Raw genomic sequence first — 15,571 nt, forward strand, 5'->3', positions numbered from 1 at the left:
TCGGGCTTGTCCCGAGGGCCTAGTCCTCGCCCCGAGCCCAGGTCTCGAGCAGCCGCCTGGCGATGGCGTAGGGCGGCGGGGCGTGGATGGTCGGGTGGGTCTCGTCCAGAACGGCCCGCGCCTCGCTGCGGGTCAGCCAGGCGACGGCCTCCAACTCGGTCTGGTCGGGGGCGGCCTCGTCGGTCGTGACCTCGGCGATCAGGCCGATCATCAACTGACCGGGGAAGGGCCAGGGCTGGCTGGAGTGGTAGGCGACGGTCGACACCGTCAGCCCCGCCTCCTCCATCACCTCGCGGGCGCAGGCCTCCTCGATCGATTCGCCCGGCTCCATGAAGCCGGCCAGAGCCGACATCCGACCGACCGGCCAGGCGGCCTGACGGCCCAGCAGACACACGGGCTCGGCCCCGCCCTTATAGACCGGCAGCATGATGACGACGGGGTCGACGCGCGGGAAATGCTCCGTCCCGCACGCCGGGCAGACGCGCTTCCAGCCGCCCGAGGCCTGGTCCGACGCCTTGCCGCAGGCGGCGCAGAAGCCGTGGCGGCGCCGCCAGTCGAACAGGCTCTTGGCCGTGGCGGCGATGGCGGCGTCCGTCTCGGGTAGAACCACCGCCGCCTCGCGCATCTCGACGAAACGGCCCAGCCCCCCGGCCGGCCCGGTGGTCGGGTCGATGGAGCCCTCGAATTCGGCGGCGAAGACCGGCGCGCCCTTCCACAGCCCCAGGAAGACGTCGCGGTCGCGCGCCATGTCGCGCGCGTGGGCCAGCGACAGCCAGACCAGCCGCTCGGCCCCTTCATGGGTTTCGACCAAGGGGCGGCCCTCCCACAGGATCATGGCCAGGGCTTCGGGGTTGGCCTCCTGCTCGGCCAGCCAGGCGGCGTCGTTGCGAAGGTCGCCGGAGCGGTCGAGCGGATTGCCGGAAAAGGCGTTGCGATAGGGCATGGCGCTTCATAGCCCCGACAGCGCGCGCAGGGGAGGGCTTGATTCCCGCGCCGTCCGCCGTCATATCCCCTCTCGGAGATCGCGGGCGAAGGCTTCGCCAACCTGGTCAGGGCCGGAAGGCAGCAGCCACAACGAATTCCCCTTCGGGTCGCGGTCTCCACCTTATTTTTAGGGCGCTATGTTCGCGCCGCGGGCGCTCACGACTTGAGCGCTTTTTTTGTGCGCTATCGCTCGCAACGCGGTCACTCGCTGCTTGAGCGCGTTGGCGTCTCCTCCCGCCTCCCGCCCCCACCGCCGTCATCCTCGGGCTTGACCCGAGGATCCAGAACCGCGTCCGCCAGACGTGTGAGCGCGCATCGCCCTGTCCAGCCGCCGTCGGCGGTGGCTGGATCCTCGGGTCAAGCCCGAGGATGACGGCAAGGGAGAAGCCGTCGTGCAAGCTTCACGGAACCGGGCCGCGCCTCATTCGCTGAAAGGGCTTCGATCCCCTCATCAGGAGCAGGCGAATGAGCATTCTCGGCAAGATTCTCGGCGGCGTCTTCAGGAAGAAGGAAGCCCCGGCGGCGACTCCCGCAGCCCCCGCGCCCGAAGCGGCGGCCCCCACCCCGGCGCCCGCGCCCACCGCAGCCGCTGTCGCGCCCCAGCCCGCAGCCGAAGTCGACGTCGCCGGCATCCTCGACTTCATGAACGAGCAGCGCGCGCAGAAGCTGAACTGGCGCACCTCCATCGTCGACCTGATGAAGCTGATCGGCCTGGAATCCTCGCTGGCCGAGCGCAAGGAGCTGGCCGACGAACTCGGCTACACCGGCGACAAGTCGGACAGCGCCAGCATGAATATCTGGCTGCACAAGCAGGTGATCCAGAAGATCCGCGACAACGGCGGCCAACTGCCCACCGATCTCTGAACCTCTCAGCGGCGCGAGGGGGTGCGCGACAGCGCCCCTTCGCGCTAAGACAGGGCCATGAGCGACGCCGATCACAGTCTCGATGGTCCTCCGTGGGAGGAAGACGCGCCCGAAATCGAGGAGCGCGACCCCAACACCGACGACATGTTCGGCGCCCCGCCGCCGTCCGCTGCGCCTGCTGCTGCGGCCGAACCCGCGCCTGAACCGAAGGCGGAGCCCGCGCCTGCGCCCGCTCCCAAGGCTTTCGAGGCCCCGCCCGCCGAGGGCGAGGCCTACACCGTTCTGGCCCGCAAATACCGGCCGCGCGCGTTCGAGGACCTGATCGGTCAGGAAGCGATGGTCCGCACCCTGACCAACGCCTTCGCCACGGGGCGGATCGCCCACGCCTTCATGCTGACCGGGGTGCGGGGCGTCGGCAAGACGACGACCGCCCGCCTGCTGGCCCGCGCGCTCAACAACGAAACCGAGACCATCGACAAGCCGTCCCTGGCCCTGAGCCCCACCGGGCGGCACGACGCCGCCATTATGGCGGGCCAGCACATGGACGTCATGGAGATGGACGCGGCGTCGCACACCGGCGTCAACGACATCCGCGACATCCTGGAAAGCGTCCGCTACGCGCCGGTCGAGGCCCGCTACAAGGTCTATGTGCTGGACGAGGTCCACATGCTGTCGACGCAGGCGTTCAACGCCCTGCTGAAGACGCTGGAGGAGCCGCCGCCCCACGCCAAATTCATTTTCGCCACCACCGAGATCCGCAAGGTGCCGGTGACGATCCTCAGCCGCTGCCAGCGCTTCGACCTGCGCCGGGTCGAGCCGGAGATTCTGGTCGGCCATCTGGGCCGCGTCGCCGAACGCGAAGGCATGAAGATCGAGCAGGAGGCCCTGGCGCTGATTTCGCGCGCGGCCGAAGGCTCGGTGCGCGACGGCCTGTCGCTGCTGGATCAGGCGCTGGTTCAGGCCGAGCGCGGCGCGGTGGTCGAGACGGCCACGGTGCGCGACATGCTGGGTCTGGCCGACCGCACCCAGACCATCGCCCTGTTCGAGCAGACGATGGCGGGCAAGACGGCCGAGGCGCTGACGACCTTCCGCACCCTGTATGGCTACGGCGCCGACCCGGTGCAGGTGGCGGGCGACCTGCTGGAGCATTGCCACGCGGCCTCGGTCGCCAAGATGCTGGGGTCGAACGCCACCCGCCTGCCCGGCGATCAGGCGCAGAAGCTGGCGGCGCTGGGCGCGGCCATTTCGGCCGGGACGCTGTCGCGGACGTGGCAGATGCTGCTGAAGGCGCTGGACGAGGTGCGGCGCGCGCCCAATCCGGCCGATGCGGTGGAGATGGCCATCGTGCGGCTGGCCTACGCCGCCGACCTGCCCGGACCGGAAGAGGCGCTGAAGGCGATCCAGTCGGGCGGCGTGCCCGGCGGCGGCGCGGGCGGCCCTCGCGGCGGCGGCTCAGGCGGCGGGGGCGGCGGGGCCTCGGCCATGCTGGCGGCGCGGCCGATGGCGGCGCCCGCCCTGCCCGACCCGCAGAGCTTCGAGGCCGTGGTCGCCCTGATCGGCGAGAAGCGCGAGATCACCCTGCAGATGGACGTGGAGCGCTACGTCCGCGTCGTCAGCTTCCGCCCCGGCGCCATCACCTATGAACCGGCCGAGGGCTCGCCCCACGATCTGGCGCGGCGTCTGGCCGGGCGGCTGAAGGAATGGACCGGCCGCACCTGGCTGATCGCCGCCAACGGACAGGGCGGCGGCGAGACCCTGATCGAGGTCGAGAAAAAGGCCCGCGCCGCCCGCCGCGCGGCGGTCGAGGCGGACCCCTTCGTGGTGTCGATCATGCAGGCCTTTCCCGGCGCCGAGATCAAGGAGATCGTCACCCTGGCCCCGGCCGTGGAGATGCCCGCCATCCCCGACGACGGCGAGACGGGCGACGACGACTGATCCCCTTTTCCACGTCACCCTCGGGCTTGTCCCGAGGGCCCATCGTTGGGCGTGCCGCAGACGTCTGAACGTTTGAGCACGGCGTCAATGCGTCCACGACCGTGACTGGCTCCACCCTGGGGCCCTCGGGACAAGCCCGAGGGTGACGGAGCGTATATTCAGGCCAGCGCCCGCGCGGCCTCCAGATCGGCCGGGTTGTCCACCGACAGCGGCGCTTCGCCGATCACCGAGGCCCAGATCTGCAGCCCCATCTCCAGGGCGCGCAGCTGCTCCAGCTTTTCGCGCTTCTCCAGCGGCGACGGCGGGGCGGCGCAGAAGCGGGCCAGGGCTTCGCGGCGGTAGCCGTAGATGCCGACGTGACGCCAGACCGGGCCCTCGCCGTACAGCGTCGAACGGGTGAAGTAGAGGGCGCGGCCGCTGGTCCCGCCGTCCGGCAGGGCCAGCACCGCCTTGACCACATCGGGATTGGTCCGGTCCGAGACATCCGCCTCGGCCGCGACCAGGGTGGCGATGTCGCAGGCTGATTCGCGCGCCAGCAGTTCGGCGCAGGCCCTGGCCAGGTCCGGCGAGGCGAAGGGCATGTCGCCCTGGATGTTGATGACCACCTCATGGGCGCCGTCGGGATCGACCGCCTGGGCGGCCGCCAGGATGCGGTCCGAGCCGCTGGGCAGGTCGGGATCGGTCAGCACCGCCTCGCCGCCCGCCGCCTGCACCGCCGCGACGATCTCCGGGTCGCCCGCCGCCACGGCGACGCGGAAACCCGAGGCCATGGCCTGCTCCCAGGCGCGCACGATCATCGGCTTGCCGCCGATGTCCGCCAGGGGTTTTCCGGGCAGACGGGTCGCCGCCATGCGAGCGGGTATCATTATCAGCGGATTCATGGTCGCCCAGCGCCTTGAAAACACCCGGAAACGTCCGGGCCGGTTGCGAAGGTCGCGCTAGCGTGTAAGAGACGCCCACGCAAGAATACGCCTGAACGCCGCTTCGCGGTCGGGGGGCTCATCTAGAGACGGGATGCGACGACGCGGAATGAGCGGCGATCTGAAGTGGAACAAGATTATGGGCGCGTGCCTGGGCACCGCCTTTGCGATCCTGGTGGTCCAGCAGGTTTCGGGCATGGTCTACCACACCAAGCAGCCCGAAAAGATGGGCTATTTCGTGGACGCGCCGGATGAAGCGGCCGCAGGCGCGGCCGAAGCCGTCCTGCCGATCGACTGGGGCACGGTCCTGCCGACCGCCGACCTGGCCGCCGGTGAGGCCGCCTTCGCGCGCTGCCAGGCCTGCCACACCGTCAACTCGGGCGGCGCCGACGGCATCGGCCCGAACCTGTTCGGCGTGGTCGGCGGCCCCGCCATGCACCGCGCGGGCTTCGCCTATTCGGACGCCATGGCCAAGCACAAGGCCGAGGCCCCGACCTGGAACTACGACGAGCTGGACCACTTCATCAACGCGCCGGGCCGCTATGTGCCGGGCACCAAGATGTCGTTCGCCGGCATCCGCGACGAGAAGACCCGCATCAACCTGATCGCCTGGCTGCGCTCGCAAGGCTCGGGCGGCTACGCCATTCCGGCGCCGGACCCCGCGCGCCAACCCGGCGCCGCCGCTCCGGCCGAAGGCGAAGGCGAGGCCCCGGCCGCTGAAGGCGCCGCCGCGACCGAAGCCGGTTCGGCTCCGGCTGACGCCCCGGCCGTCGACGCGCCTGCGACCCAGGCGACGAACCCGGCGCCGGACGCCTGAGGGCCGACGGACAGGACAGACGACGGAAAGGCGGCTCTCGGGCCGCCTTTCTTCGTTTCAGGGATCAGGTTGAGGCTCAGACCCGGCGGAAGAGCGCGGAGGCGAAGCCGTCGGCGGCCAGGCGGGCCTCGACCTCGGCCAGGGTCTCGACCACCACGCCGCCGCGCGCGCCCGTCGCGTGGATGATGCGCTCGGCGTCCAGCATCAGGGCCGAATGGCCGGTCCAGTCGCCTTCGGCCGACGACAGCCAGATCACCAGGTCGCCGCGCTGCGCGTCCTCTCGCGACACGGCGCGGCCGAGACCGGCCTGATCGGCGGCGCGGCGCGGGCCGGGCCGGCCGCAGGCCAGCAGAGCCTGTTGCACCAGGCCCGAGCAGTCCATCTCCAGCGAGGAGCGGGCGCCCAGGGCGTGCGGGCGGCCCAGCAGGCGCTCGGCCACGGCGACCAGGTCGCGTTCGAACGCGCCGATGGATTGCAGGTCGCTGTCGGCCACGCCCTGAGCATCGTCGCCGATCAGGGCGTTCAGCGGCAGGGCGGCAGAGACGGAGGCGACGCGGCGCGTCGCCAGGGGCGCGCCGGACGCCAGGGCCTCCAGCGAGACCCAACCGACCACGCCGTCGCGTCGGGCGCGGCCCCAGGCGCGGTCCTGACTGCGTTCCAAAATGTCGAAGGCCTCGCCGAACAGCAGCTGGTCGATGCGCTGACCGTCGTCCGCGACGATGTCGGCGACCGGCAGACGGCAGTGGGCGGGGTCGGTCCGGCGATAGGCCTCGGCCCGCATCAGGCCTTCCAGCGCCTGTTCGGCCAGCACCACGCGGTCCCCGTCCCGAAGGATCAGGGGCGCGCCAGGCGGCAGCAGGGCCAGGACATCGGTCAAGCGGCGGTCTCTCGACGGCTCGGATAATTCGAGCCGCCTACCCTAGGCGCCGATCCCGAAGGGGGCGTTAACAGCCTTGGCTATTTGGAAAATTTCTCGCTGAGGTAGCGGAAGCAGCCGCGGATGGCCTGGGCTTCGCCGCCCTCGGGCCAGCCGGGACGGGCGCGCGGATTCCAGGCGAAGACGTCCATGTGCGCCCAACTGCCGGTCGTCGGGGCGAACTTCTGCAGGAACAGGGCCGCCGTCACCGACCCGGCCTGGGCCCAGGCGGCGGAATCGTTGCGCACGTCGGCGATCTCGCTGTCCAGAGAAGCGCGATACCCTGCCCACAGCGGCATCCGCCACAGGGGGTCGCCCACGACCCGACCGGCGTTCAGCACGCCCTCGGCCAGGGCGTCGTCGTCGGTGTAGAGCGGCGGCAGTTCGGGGCCGAGGGCGATGCGGGCGGCTCCGGTCAGGGTGGCGAAGTCCAGCGTCAGGTCCGGCTGGTGCTCGCCCGCCCGCGTCAGGACGTCGGCCAGGATCAACCGCCCTTCGGCGTCGGTGTTGCCGATCTCGATGGTCAGGCCCTTGCGGCTGTTCAGAATGTCGCCCGGCCGGAAGGCGTCGGCCGACACCGCGTTCTCGACCGCCGCGACCAGCACCACCAGCCGCACCGGCAGACCGGCCTGCATGATCAGGCGGCCCAGGGCCAGGGCGTGGGCGGCGCCGCCCATGTCCTTCTTCATGTTGCGCATCCCGGCGGCGCCCTTGAGGTCCAGACCGCCGGTGTCGAACACCACCCCCTTGCCGACCAGGGCGACCAGCGGCAGGTCCGCCTGGTCCAGATTCCAGCCGATCTCCAGCACCCGCGGCGCCCGGTGCGGTGCGGCGGCGCGGCCGACGGCGTGGACCGCCGGATAGTTCTCCTCCAGCAGGGCGTCGCCGGTCGTGACGGTCAGGCTCGCGCCCGCGCCCTCGGCGATCTCGCGCGCGATGGTTTCGAGTTGCAGCGGCCCCATGTCGGCGGCGGGGGTGTCGACCATCTCGCGCGTCAGGGCGCAGGCGGCGGCGATGTTCAGCGTCGCCTTCAGGTCGAGGCCGTCCGGCGCGACCAGACGGGCGCGGCCGCGCTCCGGCCGGGCCTTGTAGCGGTCGAACAGATAGCCCCCCAGCGCAAAGGCCAGAGCCGCCAAATGAGCCGCCGAATGAGCCGCCTCGCCCTCGACGCCCTCCAACCGCCAATCGCCCGCAGGCAGCCGCGTCGGCAGGCCGCGGGCCGTCATGGGGTCGAAGGCCTCGCCAGCGCCGAACAGGGCCTGCTCCGGCGCGCCGTCGGCGTCGGGGACGATCAGCAGCTGGCCCGCCTTGCCGGTGAAGCCGTTGGCCTCGGCCCAGGCGGCGATGCGTCCCTCCAGCGCCGCGCCCGCCTTGACGATGCGGACCGGGCGCGCGGTCTCAGAAGCGGCGATCAGCAGTTCGGACTGAGGGGACATGAGGGCGACCTTTCCGACGCTTAACGCCGATTAACCAAACCTTGACCCGTCGGCGCGACCCTAGGGGCAGAACCGCCACGGACCCCTTCCATGTCGCGCAACGCCGCCCTCGCCGCAACCGTCAGCCTGACGCTTCTGGCCCTCGCCGCCCCGGCCCTCAGCCAGACCGCGCCCGCAGCGCGGGCGCCTGCCGACGCCGCAACGCGCGCGGGCTATGACCGCGCCGACGCCCTCAGCCGCTCGGTCTTCTGGACCCAGGAGCAGCAGCTCAATCCGATGGACCCGGTCGCCGGGGTCAAGCTGTCTCAGGCCCTGCGCGAACTGGGCCAGTTCGATCAGGCGGCCGAGACGGCGCAGGGCGTGCTGGTCGTCCAGCCCGCCAACGTCGAGGCCATGCTGGAGGTCGGGCGCGCCCACATCGCGCGCGGGCAGGCCTTCTACGGCATCGCCGCGCTGGAACAGGCCAAGGCGGCGGCGCCGCGCGACTGGCGCCCCCTGTCGCTGCTGGGCGTGGCCTATCAGCAGGTGCGCCGCTCCGACGACGCCAAGGCGGTCTGGAACGAGGCCCTGCGCCTGTCGCCCGACAACGCCGACGTCCTGACCAACGCCGCCATCGCCCGCATCGGCGAAGGCGACGCGCCGTCCGCCGAGATCCTGCTGCGTCGCGCGGCGGCCCAGCCGGGCGCCGGGCTGCAGGTGCGCCAGAACCTGGCCCTGGCGCTGGGCCTGCAGGGCAAGACCGCCGAAGCCGAAGCCATCCTGCGCCGCGACCTGCCGCCGGAAGCCGCCGACCAGAACCTGCGCTGGCTGGCCGCGCGGATGCAGCCGGGGCAGAGCGCGGCGGCAGTCGCCCCCGCGCTCGGTGAAGCGTCGCCGACCGCGCGGACGTGGTCGTCGTTGCAGGGCGGGTAAGGCGCGACGCGTCTCTTCACCTTCCGCCCGTGAACGCCTATCTTCATCCCGTGATCGACGATCTCTACAGCGCGCGCATCCTGTCGCTGGCGGCCAATCTGCCGCACAGCGGGCGCCTGCCTGCGCCCGAAGGCTCGGCCGAGCGGGTGGCCAAACTGTGCGGGTCGAAGGCGATCGTCGATGTGGTGCTGGACGCCGACGGCCGCGTCGGCGGCTTCGCCCAGACGGTCAAGGCCTGCGCCCTGGGCCAGGCGGCGGCGGGCGTGGTCGGGGAGAACATCCTCGGCGCCTCGGTTCAGGAAATCGAGGCCGCGCGCGACGCCCTGTCGGCCATGCTGAAATCCGGCGGCGACGGTCCCGAGGGCCGCTTCGAGGGTCTGCGCGTTCTGAAGCAGGTCGCCGACTATCCCGCCCGCCACGCCTCGACCATGGTGGCGCTGGAAGCGACGCTGGACGCCGTGAAGCAGGCGTTGGCCAAACACCACAGTGATACGCGAACTCGTCTCGCCGGCGCGGCCTGAACGGCGCGTCGGTTGATCCCCCTGCTGTGAAGAGGGATAAGCGCGACGAACCCGAAACAGAGCCCCCGGCGAAGGGACCGATGTCTCTCTACGAACGCAGCGTCCGCGCGGCCCATCGGGGCTATAAGCTGACGCTGTCCCCCCTGATCGGCCAGCAGTGCCGGTTCATGCCGACCTGTTCGGATTACGGGCGCGACGCCCTGATCCGGCACGGTCCGGTGCGGGGGGGATGGCTCACCGTGCGGCGCCTCTGTAAATGCCATCCCTTCGGCGGTTCGGGCTATGATCCCGTTCCGCCCGCCAAGACCGAAAAAGAACGACCGTCATGATCGAACTGAAATTCCCCGACGGCGCCGTGCGTCAGTATCCGGCCGGCTCGACGGGCCGTGACGTGGCCGCCGCCATCTCGCCCTCGCTGGCCAAGAAGGCGGCCCTGGTCGTCTGGAACGGCGAGCAGCGCGACCTGGACCGCGTCATCGACGGGAACGGCGACTTCCGCCTGCTGATGCGCGACGACCCCGAGGCGCTGGAGACCATCCGTCACGACGCCGCCCACGTGCTGGCGCAGGCGGTGCAGGAGTTGTTCCCGGGCACCCAGGTGACGATCGGCCCGGCCATCGAGGACGGCTTCTATTACGACTTCGCCCGCGACGAGCCCTTCTCGACCGACGACTTCCCCAAGATCGAGAAGAAGATGGCCGAGATCATCGACCGGGGCGCGCCGCTGGAGCGCCAGGTCTGGAACCGCGACGAAGCCATCGCCCACTTCGAAAAGATCGGCGAGAAATATAAGGCCGAACTGATCCGCGACCTGCCCGAGACGGAAACGATCACCGTCTACAAGCAGGGCGAATGGGCCGACCTGTGCCGGGGGCCGCACTTCCCGACGACGAAGTTCGTGGGCAAGGCCTTCAAGCTGACCAAGCTGGCGGGCGCCTACTGGCGCGGCGATTCCAACCGCGCCCAGCTTCAGCGCATCTACGGCACGGCATGGGCGACCAAGGAGGATCTGGACGCCTATCTGCTGCGCATCGAGGAGGCCGAGAAGCGCGACCATCGCAAGCTGGGCCGCGCCATGGAGCTCTTCCACATGCAGGAAGAGGGCCGGGGCATGGTCTTCTGGCACCCCAAGGGCTGGGTGCTGTGGCGCGTGCTGGAGGCCTATATGCGCCGCCGTCTGGACGCCGCGGGCTATGTCGAGGTCAAGACGCCGCAGGTGCTGGACCGCAAGTTCTGGGAGGCCTCGGGCCACTGGGACAAGTACCGCGCCAATATGTTCGTCTGCGAGACGGTCGAGGGCGAGACGCTCAGCCTCAAGCCGATGAACTGCCCCGGCCACGTGCAGATCTTCGATCAGGGCCAGCGCTCCTATCGCGAACTGCCGCTGCGCATGGCCGAGTTCGGCGCCTGTCACCGCTATGAGCCGTCGGGCTCGCTGCACGGCCTGATGCGTGTGCGCGGCTTCACCCAGGACGACGCCCACATCTTCTGCCGCGAGGACCAGATCGTCGAGGAGACGGCCGAGTTCATCAAGCTGGCCTATTCGGTCCACGCCGACCTCGGCATGGAGACCAAATACATCAGCCTGGGCACCCGCCCCGAGCTGCGCGCCGGCACCGAGGAATTCTGGGACAAGGCCGAGGCCCAGATGCTGGAGGCCGCCCGCGCCGCCGGAACCGAGCCGGTCGTCACCGAAGGCGACGGCGCCTTCTACGCGCCCAAGCTGGACTTCATCGTCAAGGACGCCATCGGCCGCGAATGGACCTGCGGCACGATCCAGCTGGACTATGTCCTGCCCGAGCGTCTGGATGCGACCTACATCGCCGAGGACGGTCAGAAGCATCGCCCAGTCATGCTGCACCGCGCGATCCTGGGCTCGTTCGAGCGCTTCATCGGCATCATGATCGAGAACTACGCCGGGGCCTTCCCGCTGTGGCTGGCGCCGACCCAGGCGGTGGTGGCGACCATCACCTCGGACGCCGACGGCTACGCCGAAGAGGTTCTGGCCAAGTTCCGGGCGGCGGGTCTGCGCACCGAGATCGACCTGCGCAACGAGAAGATCAACTACAAGATCCGCGAGCACTCGGTCGCCAAGGTGCCCGCCATCGCCGTGGTCGGCCGCAAGGAGGCCGAAGAAGGCAAGGTCGCCATCCGCCGCTTCGGCTCCCAGGCCCAGACCATCGTCACGGTCGAGGAAGCCATCGCCATGCTGAGGGACGAAGCCCTGGCGCCGGATCTGAAGCGCATCCGCGACGGCGTCGCCTGATATGACGGCAGGGGGAAGGCCTCGCGTCTTCTCCCCTCGCCCGTCTCGGGCCATAAGCCTGTCATGGCCACCACCCTCTACATCGACGCCGACGCCTGCCCCGTGAAGGAGGAGGTCTATCGCGTGGCGCGCCGCTGCGGGCTGAAGGTCTTCGTGGTGTCCAACGCCTGGATCAACACGCCGCGCGAGCCGCTGATCGAACAGGTGGTCGTCGACGCCGGGCCGGACGCAGCCGACGACTGGATCGCCGAGCGCGCCCGGCGCGGCGACATCGTCATCACCGCCGACATTCCACTGGCCGACCGGGTGCTGAAATCAGGCGCGCAGGCGCTGAAGTCGAACGGCCAGCCGTTCACGGCGGACTCCATCGGGTCAGCTTTGGCCGGGCGGATGATCGGCGAATACCTGCGCTCCATGGGCGTGCCGACCAGCGGGCCGCCGCCCTTTTCCGCTGCCGATCGCTCACGCTTCCTGCAGGCGCTGGACGCCGCCGTGGTGCGGGCGCGCAGAGACGCGTCATGAGCCGTATTCCCGAGGACGAGCTCGAGTTCCGCTTCTTCCGCGCCGGCGGACCGGGCGGGCAGAACGTCAACAAGGTCTCAACCGCCGTGCAGATGCGGTTCGACGTGAAGAACTCGCCCAGCCTGACCGAGCCGGTGAAGGCGCGGCTGATGAAGCTGGCGGGCAGCCGCCTGACGCTGGACGGGGTGATCGTCATCAGCGCTATGCGCTTCCGCACCCAGGAGCGCAACAAGGCGGACGCCGTCGAGCGGCTGGAGGCCATGGTGGCCGAAGCCTCGATCAAGCCGGTCTATCGCGTGCCGACCCGGCCGACGCGGGCGTCGAAGGAGCGTCGGCTGCAGGCCAAGTCCAGTCGCGCCTCGATCAAGAGCGGACGCGGCAAGCCGTCGCTGGATTAGCCTTCCACACCCTCCGTCATCCTCGGGCTTAACCCGAGGATGACGGCGAAGGGACGGGGGAGGACGGCTGTGCGCAGAGCGCCCTCAGTCCTGGGCCGGGCGGAACAGCAGGGCGGCGATCTGGTCCTGGTCGTCGAAGGCGATGACCCAGTCGGTGGCCTGCTTCTCGAACACCACGCGGAACATGTCGGCGCCGCTCTGCTGGCCGCGATGCTCGATCGTCTTCAGCGCGCCGAACTGCTGGATCAGGGGCGCCACCGCGCCGGACTGGGCGCGGATCTGCTCGGCCATGTCGGTGCTGAACACCGAATAGTCGATCTGATCGGCCTGGAAGGCGGCGATGACCCGGCGCAGGGCCTCTTCCGAGCGGGCGATGTCCGGCGCCTGGGCGGCGGGACCGGCGACCGGCGGCGAGGCGGGCGCCGTCGAAGCGGCGGGCGCATCCCCCTCGAAGGCGTCGGGCAGGGTCGCCGCAGCCGCTCCCTGGTTCGGCGCCCGGCTCGGAGCCGTGGTCTGGGCCAGCGCCGGGGCGGCCAGCAGAAGAACGCCGGACAGGACGGCGACGAAGGAAGTGGTCTTCATGAAACGCAGGCTCCGAAGAAACGTCAGGCGACGATCATCGGCCAAAGCGTCAGCACCAAGGCGGCCGCCGACGCGCAGACTGCAACGGTGACGGCGGCGACCACCCAGGGCCGCGTTCCGGCCTTCTCGATCACCAACGTCTGAGACGGCGGCGGGTTCTGCACGAGACGCGACAGGGCCTTCAGCGTAACCAGCGCCTCTTCGACCGTCTCCTTGATCTGGGCCTGCGGTCCCAGTTCGCGCTTGATCCAGCGCTCGACCACCGGCTTGGCGGCCTCCCACAGATCGTGATCGGGGTTCAGGCGGCGCGCCACCCCCTCGACCGAGACCATGGTCTTCTGCAGCAGCACCAGTTCAGGGCGCATATGCATGTCGAACAGGGCCGTGATCTCGAACAGCTGGCCCAACAGACGGCCCATCGACACCTGGCTGGCCTGGCGGCCGATCACCGGCTCGCCGACCGCGCGCAGGGCCTGGGCGAAGGTGTCGACCGAATGGTGCGGCGGCACGTATCCGGCCTCGAAATGGACGCGGCTGATGCGGTCGTAGTCGCGGCTGATGAAGCCCCACAGGATCTCTGCCAGGTAGCGCCGCTCGGCCGGGCCCAGCCGCCCGACGATGCCGAAGTCGATGGCCGTCAGCTGCGCGGGGGCGTCGGCGAACAGATTGCCCTCGTGCAGATCGGCGTGGAAGACGCCGTGATCCAGCGCCTGGACCAGGAAGGCGCGCACCACCTTGTCGGCCAGGGCGTCCTTGTCGAGGCCCGGCAGATCGACCAGCGCCGGGTCGGTCATAGGCAGGCCCGGCGCCCACTCCAGCGTCAGCACCCGCTTGCCCACCCCGTCCCAGACGACGGCGGGGGCGGACATATAGCCGTCCTTGGCCATGACCTCGGCCAGTTCGGAGGCGGCCGCCGCCTCCAGCCGCATGTCCAGCTCAAGCTGCAGCGACTGGGCGATGATCTCGACGAAGGCGCGCGGCTCCAGCCGACGGGCGGGTTCGACGAAGCGGTCGACCAGCTTGGCCCCCAGCCGCATGGCGTCCAGCCCCTGAGCCACGCGGCGTTCGACGCCGGGGCGCAGCACCTTGACCGCCACCTTGCGCCCGTCGGCCAGCCAGGCCGGATGCGCCTGCGCGAGCGAAGCGGCGCCCATCGGTTCGGTCAGATCGATGAACAGGCTCTCGGCCGGACGGCCCAGCGAGCGTTCGATCTCGCGCTTGGCCTCCTCCAGCGGGAAGGGCGGCAGCTTGTCCTTCAGACGCCCCAGATCCTGGGCGAACTGCAGGCCGAAGATGTCGGCGCGGGTGGCCAGCACCTGGCCCAGCTTGATGGCGACGGGGCCGAGATGCTCGAAGGCCTCGCCGACGCGCTGCCCCGGTCGCCCGGCGCGGTGCCTGCGGCTGGCGAACAGCTGGATCAGACGGGCGAAGGGGCGGCCCCAGGCGGGCAGCAGGGGGTTGGCCTCGCGCGGGATCAGGGCGTCGTGGCGCGCCAGCACCCAGCCCCAGCGCACCATGCGAAAGGCCGCGCCCACCGGATGGCGCACCGGCTGGGCCTCAGGCGTCGGCGGCGGGGCGTTGAAGGTCAGCCGGCTCAGATCGCCCACCCGTGGTGGATGGCGGCGATGCCGCCCGACAGATTGGTGACGCTGACGCGGCTGAAGCCCGCCTCCTCGATCATCCGCTTGAAGGTCTGCTGATCCGGGAAGCGGCGGATGCTCTCGACCAGATACTGGTAGGAATCACGGTCCTTGGCGACCAACTGACCGATGCGCGGAATGGCGTGGAAGGACCAGGCGTCATAGGCCTTCCTCAATGCGCCGGTGGTGGGGCGCGAGAACTCCAGGCAGATGAAGCGGCCGCCCGGCTTCAGCGCGCGGCGCGCCTCGCGCAGCGCCTGCGGAATGTCGGCCACGTTGCGGATGCCGAAGCTGATCGAATAGGCGTCCAGGCAGGCGTCCGGCAGCGGCAGGTTCATGGCGTCGCCGACGCCCCAGGCCATCTCGGGCTCGCCGCCCTTGGCCACGCCGTTCAGGATCATCTCGGCGTTGTAGTCCATGACGATGACGGTGGCGTCCTCGCCGCCGCGCCGGTCCTGGGCCGCGCGGGCCATCTTGGAATAGCGGCGGGCCATGTCGCCGGTGCCCCCGGCCATGTCCAGCACCACCTCGCCCGGCCGGACGTTCAGCTTGGCCGCCGTGGCGTCCTTCCAGATGCGGTGGACGCCCGCGCTCATCAGGTCGTTCATCAGGTCGTAGTTGGAGGCGACGGAGTTGAACACGCCGCGCACCATCTGCACCTTTTCCTTCGCGTCCACGTCGCGGAAGCCGAAGGAGGAGGTCTTGCCGGAAGCGTCGGAGGAGGGATCGGCCTGGGTCATGGATGGGGGTGTAACGCCTCCCGTCGCCGCCGTCATCCGGGGAAGCGTCGCATCTGACGCAGGCTGGCGGCTTGTCGCGCCTCGGGGGCCGCGATACGCCTGACGAAAGCATAAGGAG

16 protein-coding genes and 1 other RNA gene are annotated in these 15,571 nt (G+C 70.3%); 10 read left to right on the forward strand and 7 right to left on the reverse strand.

The annotated features are described in order from the left end of the window. Positions 1-19: 19 nt before the first annotated feature. Positions 20-943, reverse strand: a complete 924-nt coding sequence (nudC, locus tag V8J38_RS15850; protein ID WP_338577099.1) for an NAD(+) diphosphatase — start codon at positions 941-943, stop codon at positions 20-22. Positions 944-1,014: 71 nt separating this feature from the next. Here nudC and ffs point away from each other — a divergent pair. The 3 genes from ffs (at position 1,015) to V8J38_RS15865 (ending at position 3,783) form a co-directional block, all read left to right on the forward strand. Beyond that, positions 1,015-1,108, forward strand: an RNA gene (gene ffs / locus V8J38_RS15855) — signal recognition particle sRNA small type. Between the two features lie 341 nt (positions 1,109-1,449). Beyond that, complete coding sequence (locus V8J38_RS15860) at positions 1,450-1,848, forward strand: DUF3597 domain-containing protein (protein WP_088410556.1); 399 nt, start codon at positions 1,450-1,452, stop codon at positions 1,846-1,848. 57 nt (positions 1,849-1,905) lie between these two features. Then, positions 1,906-3,783 carry a DNA polymerase III subunit gamma/tau gene (locus tag V8J38_RS15865; protein ID WP_338577103.1) on the forward strand — a complete coding sequence of 626 codons (1,878 nt, stop codon included), beginning with the start codon at positions 1,906-1,908 and terminating at the stop codon, positions 3,781-3,783. Between the two features lie 158 nt (positions 3,784-3,941). Here V8J38_RS15865 and V8J38_RS15870 read toward each other — a convergent pair whose 3' ends face one another. Next, positions 3,942-4,664: a 3-deoxy-manno-octulosonate cytidylyltransferase gene (locus tag V8J38_RS15870; protein ID WP_338577105.1), complete on the reverse strand. Its 723-nt coding sequence runs from the start codon at positions 4,662-4,664 to the stop codon at positions 3,942-3,944. Positions 4,665-4,812: 148 nt separating this feature from the next. Here V8J38_RS15870 and V8J38_RS15875 point away from each other — a divergent pair, with 148 nt between their 5' ends. Beyond that, entirely contained in the window at positions 4,813-5,520 is a 708-nt protein-coding gene (locus V8J38_RS15875; protein ID WP_291782756.1) for a c-type cytochrome, read from the forward strand. A gap of 76 nt (positions 5,521-5,596) precedes the next feature. On the opposite strand, the gene V8J38_RS15880 is transcribed toward V8J38_RS15875, so the two are convergent. Continuing rightward, the gene (locus V8J38_RS15880) at positions 5,597-6,397 is read right to left on the reverse strand and encodes an NlpC/P60 family protein (protein WP_338577107.1); all 801 of its coding nucleotides are present in this window, start codon (positions 6,395-6,397) and stop codon (positions 5,597-5,599) included. A gap of 80 nt (positions 6,398-6,477) precedes the next feature. Next, on the reverse strand, positions 6,478-7,872 hold the full coding sequence (locus V8J38_RS15885; protein WP_338577108.1) for a leucyl aminopeptidase family protein: 1,395 nt from the start codon (positions 7,870-7,872) through the stop codon (positions 6,478-6,480). 90 nt (positions 7,873-7,962) lie between these two features. Here V8J38_RS15885 and V8J38_RS15890 point away from each other — a divergent pair, with 90 nt between their 5' ends. The 6 genes from V8J38_RS15890 (at position 7,963) to arfB (ending at position 12,491) form a co-directional block, all read left to right on the forward strand. Then, entirely contained in the window at positions 7,963-8,784 is an 822-nt protein-coding gene (locus V8J38_RS15890; RefSeq protein ID WP_338577110.1) for a tetratricopeptide repeat protein, read from the forward strand. Between the two features lie 50 nt (positions 8,785-8,834). Further along, positions 8,835-9,305 carry an iron-sulfur cluster assembly scaffold protein gene (locus tag V8J38_RS15895; protein WP_291782995.1) on the forward strand — a complete coding sequence of 157 codons (471 nt, stop codon included), beginning with the start codon at positions 8,835-8,837 and terminating at the stop codon, positions 9,303-9,305. An 80-nt stretch (positions 9,306-9,385) separates the two neighbouring features. Beyond that, positions 9,386-9,634, forward strand: coding sequence for a membrane protein insertion efficiency factor YidD (yidD, locus tag V8J38_RS15900; RefSeq protein ID WP_024355105.1), 249 nt, complete (start codon positions 9,386-9,388; stop codon positions 9,632-9,634). Next, positions 9,631-11,571: a threonine--tRNA ligase gene (gene thrS, locus V8J38_RS15905; RefSeq protein WP_338577115.1), complete on the forward strand. Its 1,941-nt coding sequence runs from the start codon at positions 9,631-9,633 to the stop codon at positions 11,569-11,571. Before yidD ends, thrS begins: the two co-directional genes overlap by 4 nt. A 63-nt stretch (positions 11,572-11,634) precedes the next feature. Beyond that, positions 11,635-12,093, forward strand: coding sequence for a YaiI/YqxD family protein (locus V8J38_RS15910; RefSeq protein WP_338577117.1), 459 nt, complete (start codon positions 11,635-11,637; stop codon positions 12,091-12,093). Continuing rightward, the gene (gene arfB, locus V8J38_RS15915) at positions 12,090-12,491 is read left to right on the forward strand and encodes an alternative ribosome rescue aminoacyl-tRNA hydrolase ArfB (RefSeq protein ID WP_338577119.1); all 402 of its coding nucleotides are present in this window, start codon (positions 12,090-12,092) and stop codon (positions 12,489-12,491) included. Before V8J38_RS15910 ends, arfB begins: the two co-directional genes overlap by 4 nt. An 84-nt stretch (positions 12,492-12,575) precedes the next feature. On the opposite strand, the gene V8J38_RS15920 is transcribed toward arfB, so the two are convergent. The 3 genes from V8J38_RS15920 to V8J38_RS15930 are packed head-to-tail and all read right to left on the reverse strand — an operon-like array spanning position 12,576 to position 15,453. After that, entirely contained in the window at positions 12,576-13,073 is a 498-nt protein-coding gene (locus V8J38_RS15920) for a hypothetical protein (protein WP_291782735.1), read from the reverse strand. Between the two features lie 23 nt (positions 13,074-13,096). Continuing rightward, entirely contained in the window at positions 13,097-14,680 is a 1,584-nt protein-coding gene (ubiB, locus tag V8J38_RS15925) for a 2-polyprenylphenol 6-hydroxylase (protein WP_291782732.1), read from the reverse strand. Beyond that, on the reverse strand, positions 14,668-15,453 hold the full coding sequence (locus V8J38_RS15930) for a class I SAM-dependent methyltransferase (RefSeq protein ID WP_338577120.1): 786 nt from the start codon (positions 15,451-15,453) through the stop codon (positions 14,668-14,670). Before V8J38_RS15930 ends, ubiB begins: the two co-directional genes overlap by 13 nt. Positions 15,454-15,571 lie beyond the last annotated feature (118 nt).

The organism is Brevundimonas olei, from assembly GCF_037055245.1.
GTDB classification, from domain to species: domain Bacteria; phylum Pseudomonadota; class Alphaproteobacteria; order Caulobacterales; family Caulobacteraceae; genus Brevundimonas; species Brevundimonas olei.

Coding starts and splice junctions, on each gene's coding strand:
- nudC (WP_338577099.1), bottom strand. CDS start 943: ATGCCCTATCGCAACGCCTTTTCCGGCAATCCGCTCGACCGCTCCGGC.
- V8J38_RS15860 (WP_088410556.1), top strand. CDS start 1,450: ATGAGCATTCTCGGCAAGATTCTCGGCGGCGTCTTCAGGAAGAAGGAA.
- V8J38_RS15865 (WP_338577103.1), top strand. CDS start 1,906: ATGAGCGACGCCGATCACAGTCTCGATGGTCCTCCGTGGGAGGAAGAC.
- V8J38_RS15870 (WP_338577105.1), bottom strand. CDS start 4,664: ATGAATCCGCTGATAATGATACCCGCTCGCATGGCGGCGACCCGTCTG.
- V8J38_RS15875 (WP_291782756.1), top strand. CDS start 4,813: ATGAGCGGCGATCTGAAGTGGAACAAGATTATGGGCGCGTGCCTGGGC.
- V8J38_RS15885 (WP_338577108.1), bottom strand. CDS start 7,872: ATGTCCCCTCAGTCCGAACTGCTGATCGCCGCTTCTGAGACCGCGCGC.
- V8J38_RS15890 (WP_338577110.1), top strand. CDS start 7,963: ATGTCGCGCAACGCCGCCCTCGCCGCAACCGTCAGCCTGACGCTTCTG.
- yidD (WP_024355105.1), top strand. CDS start 9,386: ATGTCTCTCTACGAACGCAGCGTCCGCGCGGCCCATCGGGGCTATAAG.
- thrS (WP_338577115.1), top strand. CDS start 9,631: ATGATCGAACTGAAATTCCCCGACGGCGCCGTGCGTCAGTATCCGGCC.
- V8J38_RS15910 (WP_338577117.1), top strand. CDS start 11,635: ATGGCCACCACCCTCTACATCGACGCCGACGCCTGCCCCGTGAAGGAG.
- arfB (WP_338577119.1), top strand. CDS start 12,090: ATGAGCCGTATTCCCGAGGACGAGCTCGAGTTCCGCTTCTTCCGCGCC.
- V8J38_RS15920 (WP_291782735.1), bottom strand. CDS start 13,073: ATGAAGACCACTTCCTTCGTCGCCGTCCTGTCCGGCGTTCTTCTGCTG.
- V8J38_RS15930 (WP_338577120.1), bottom strand. CDS start 15,453: ATGACCCAGGCCGATCCCTCCTCCGACGCTTCCGGCAAGACCTCCTCC.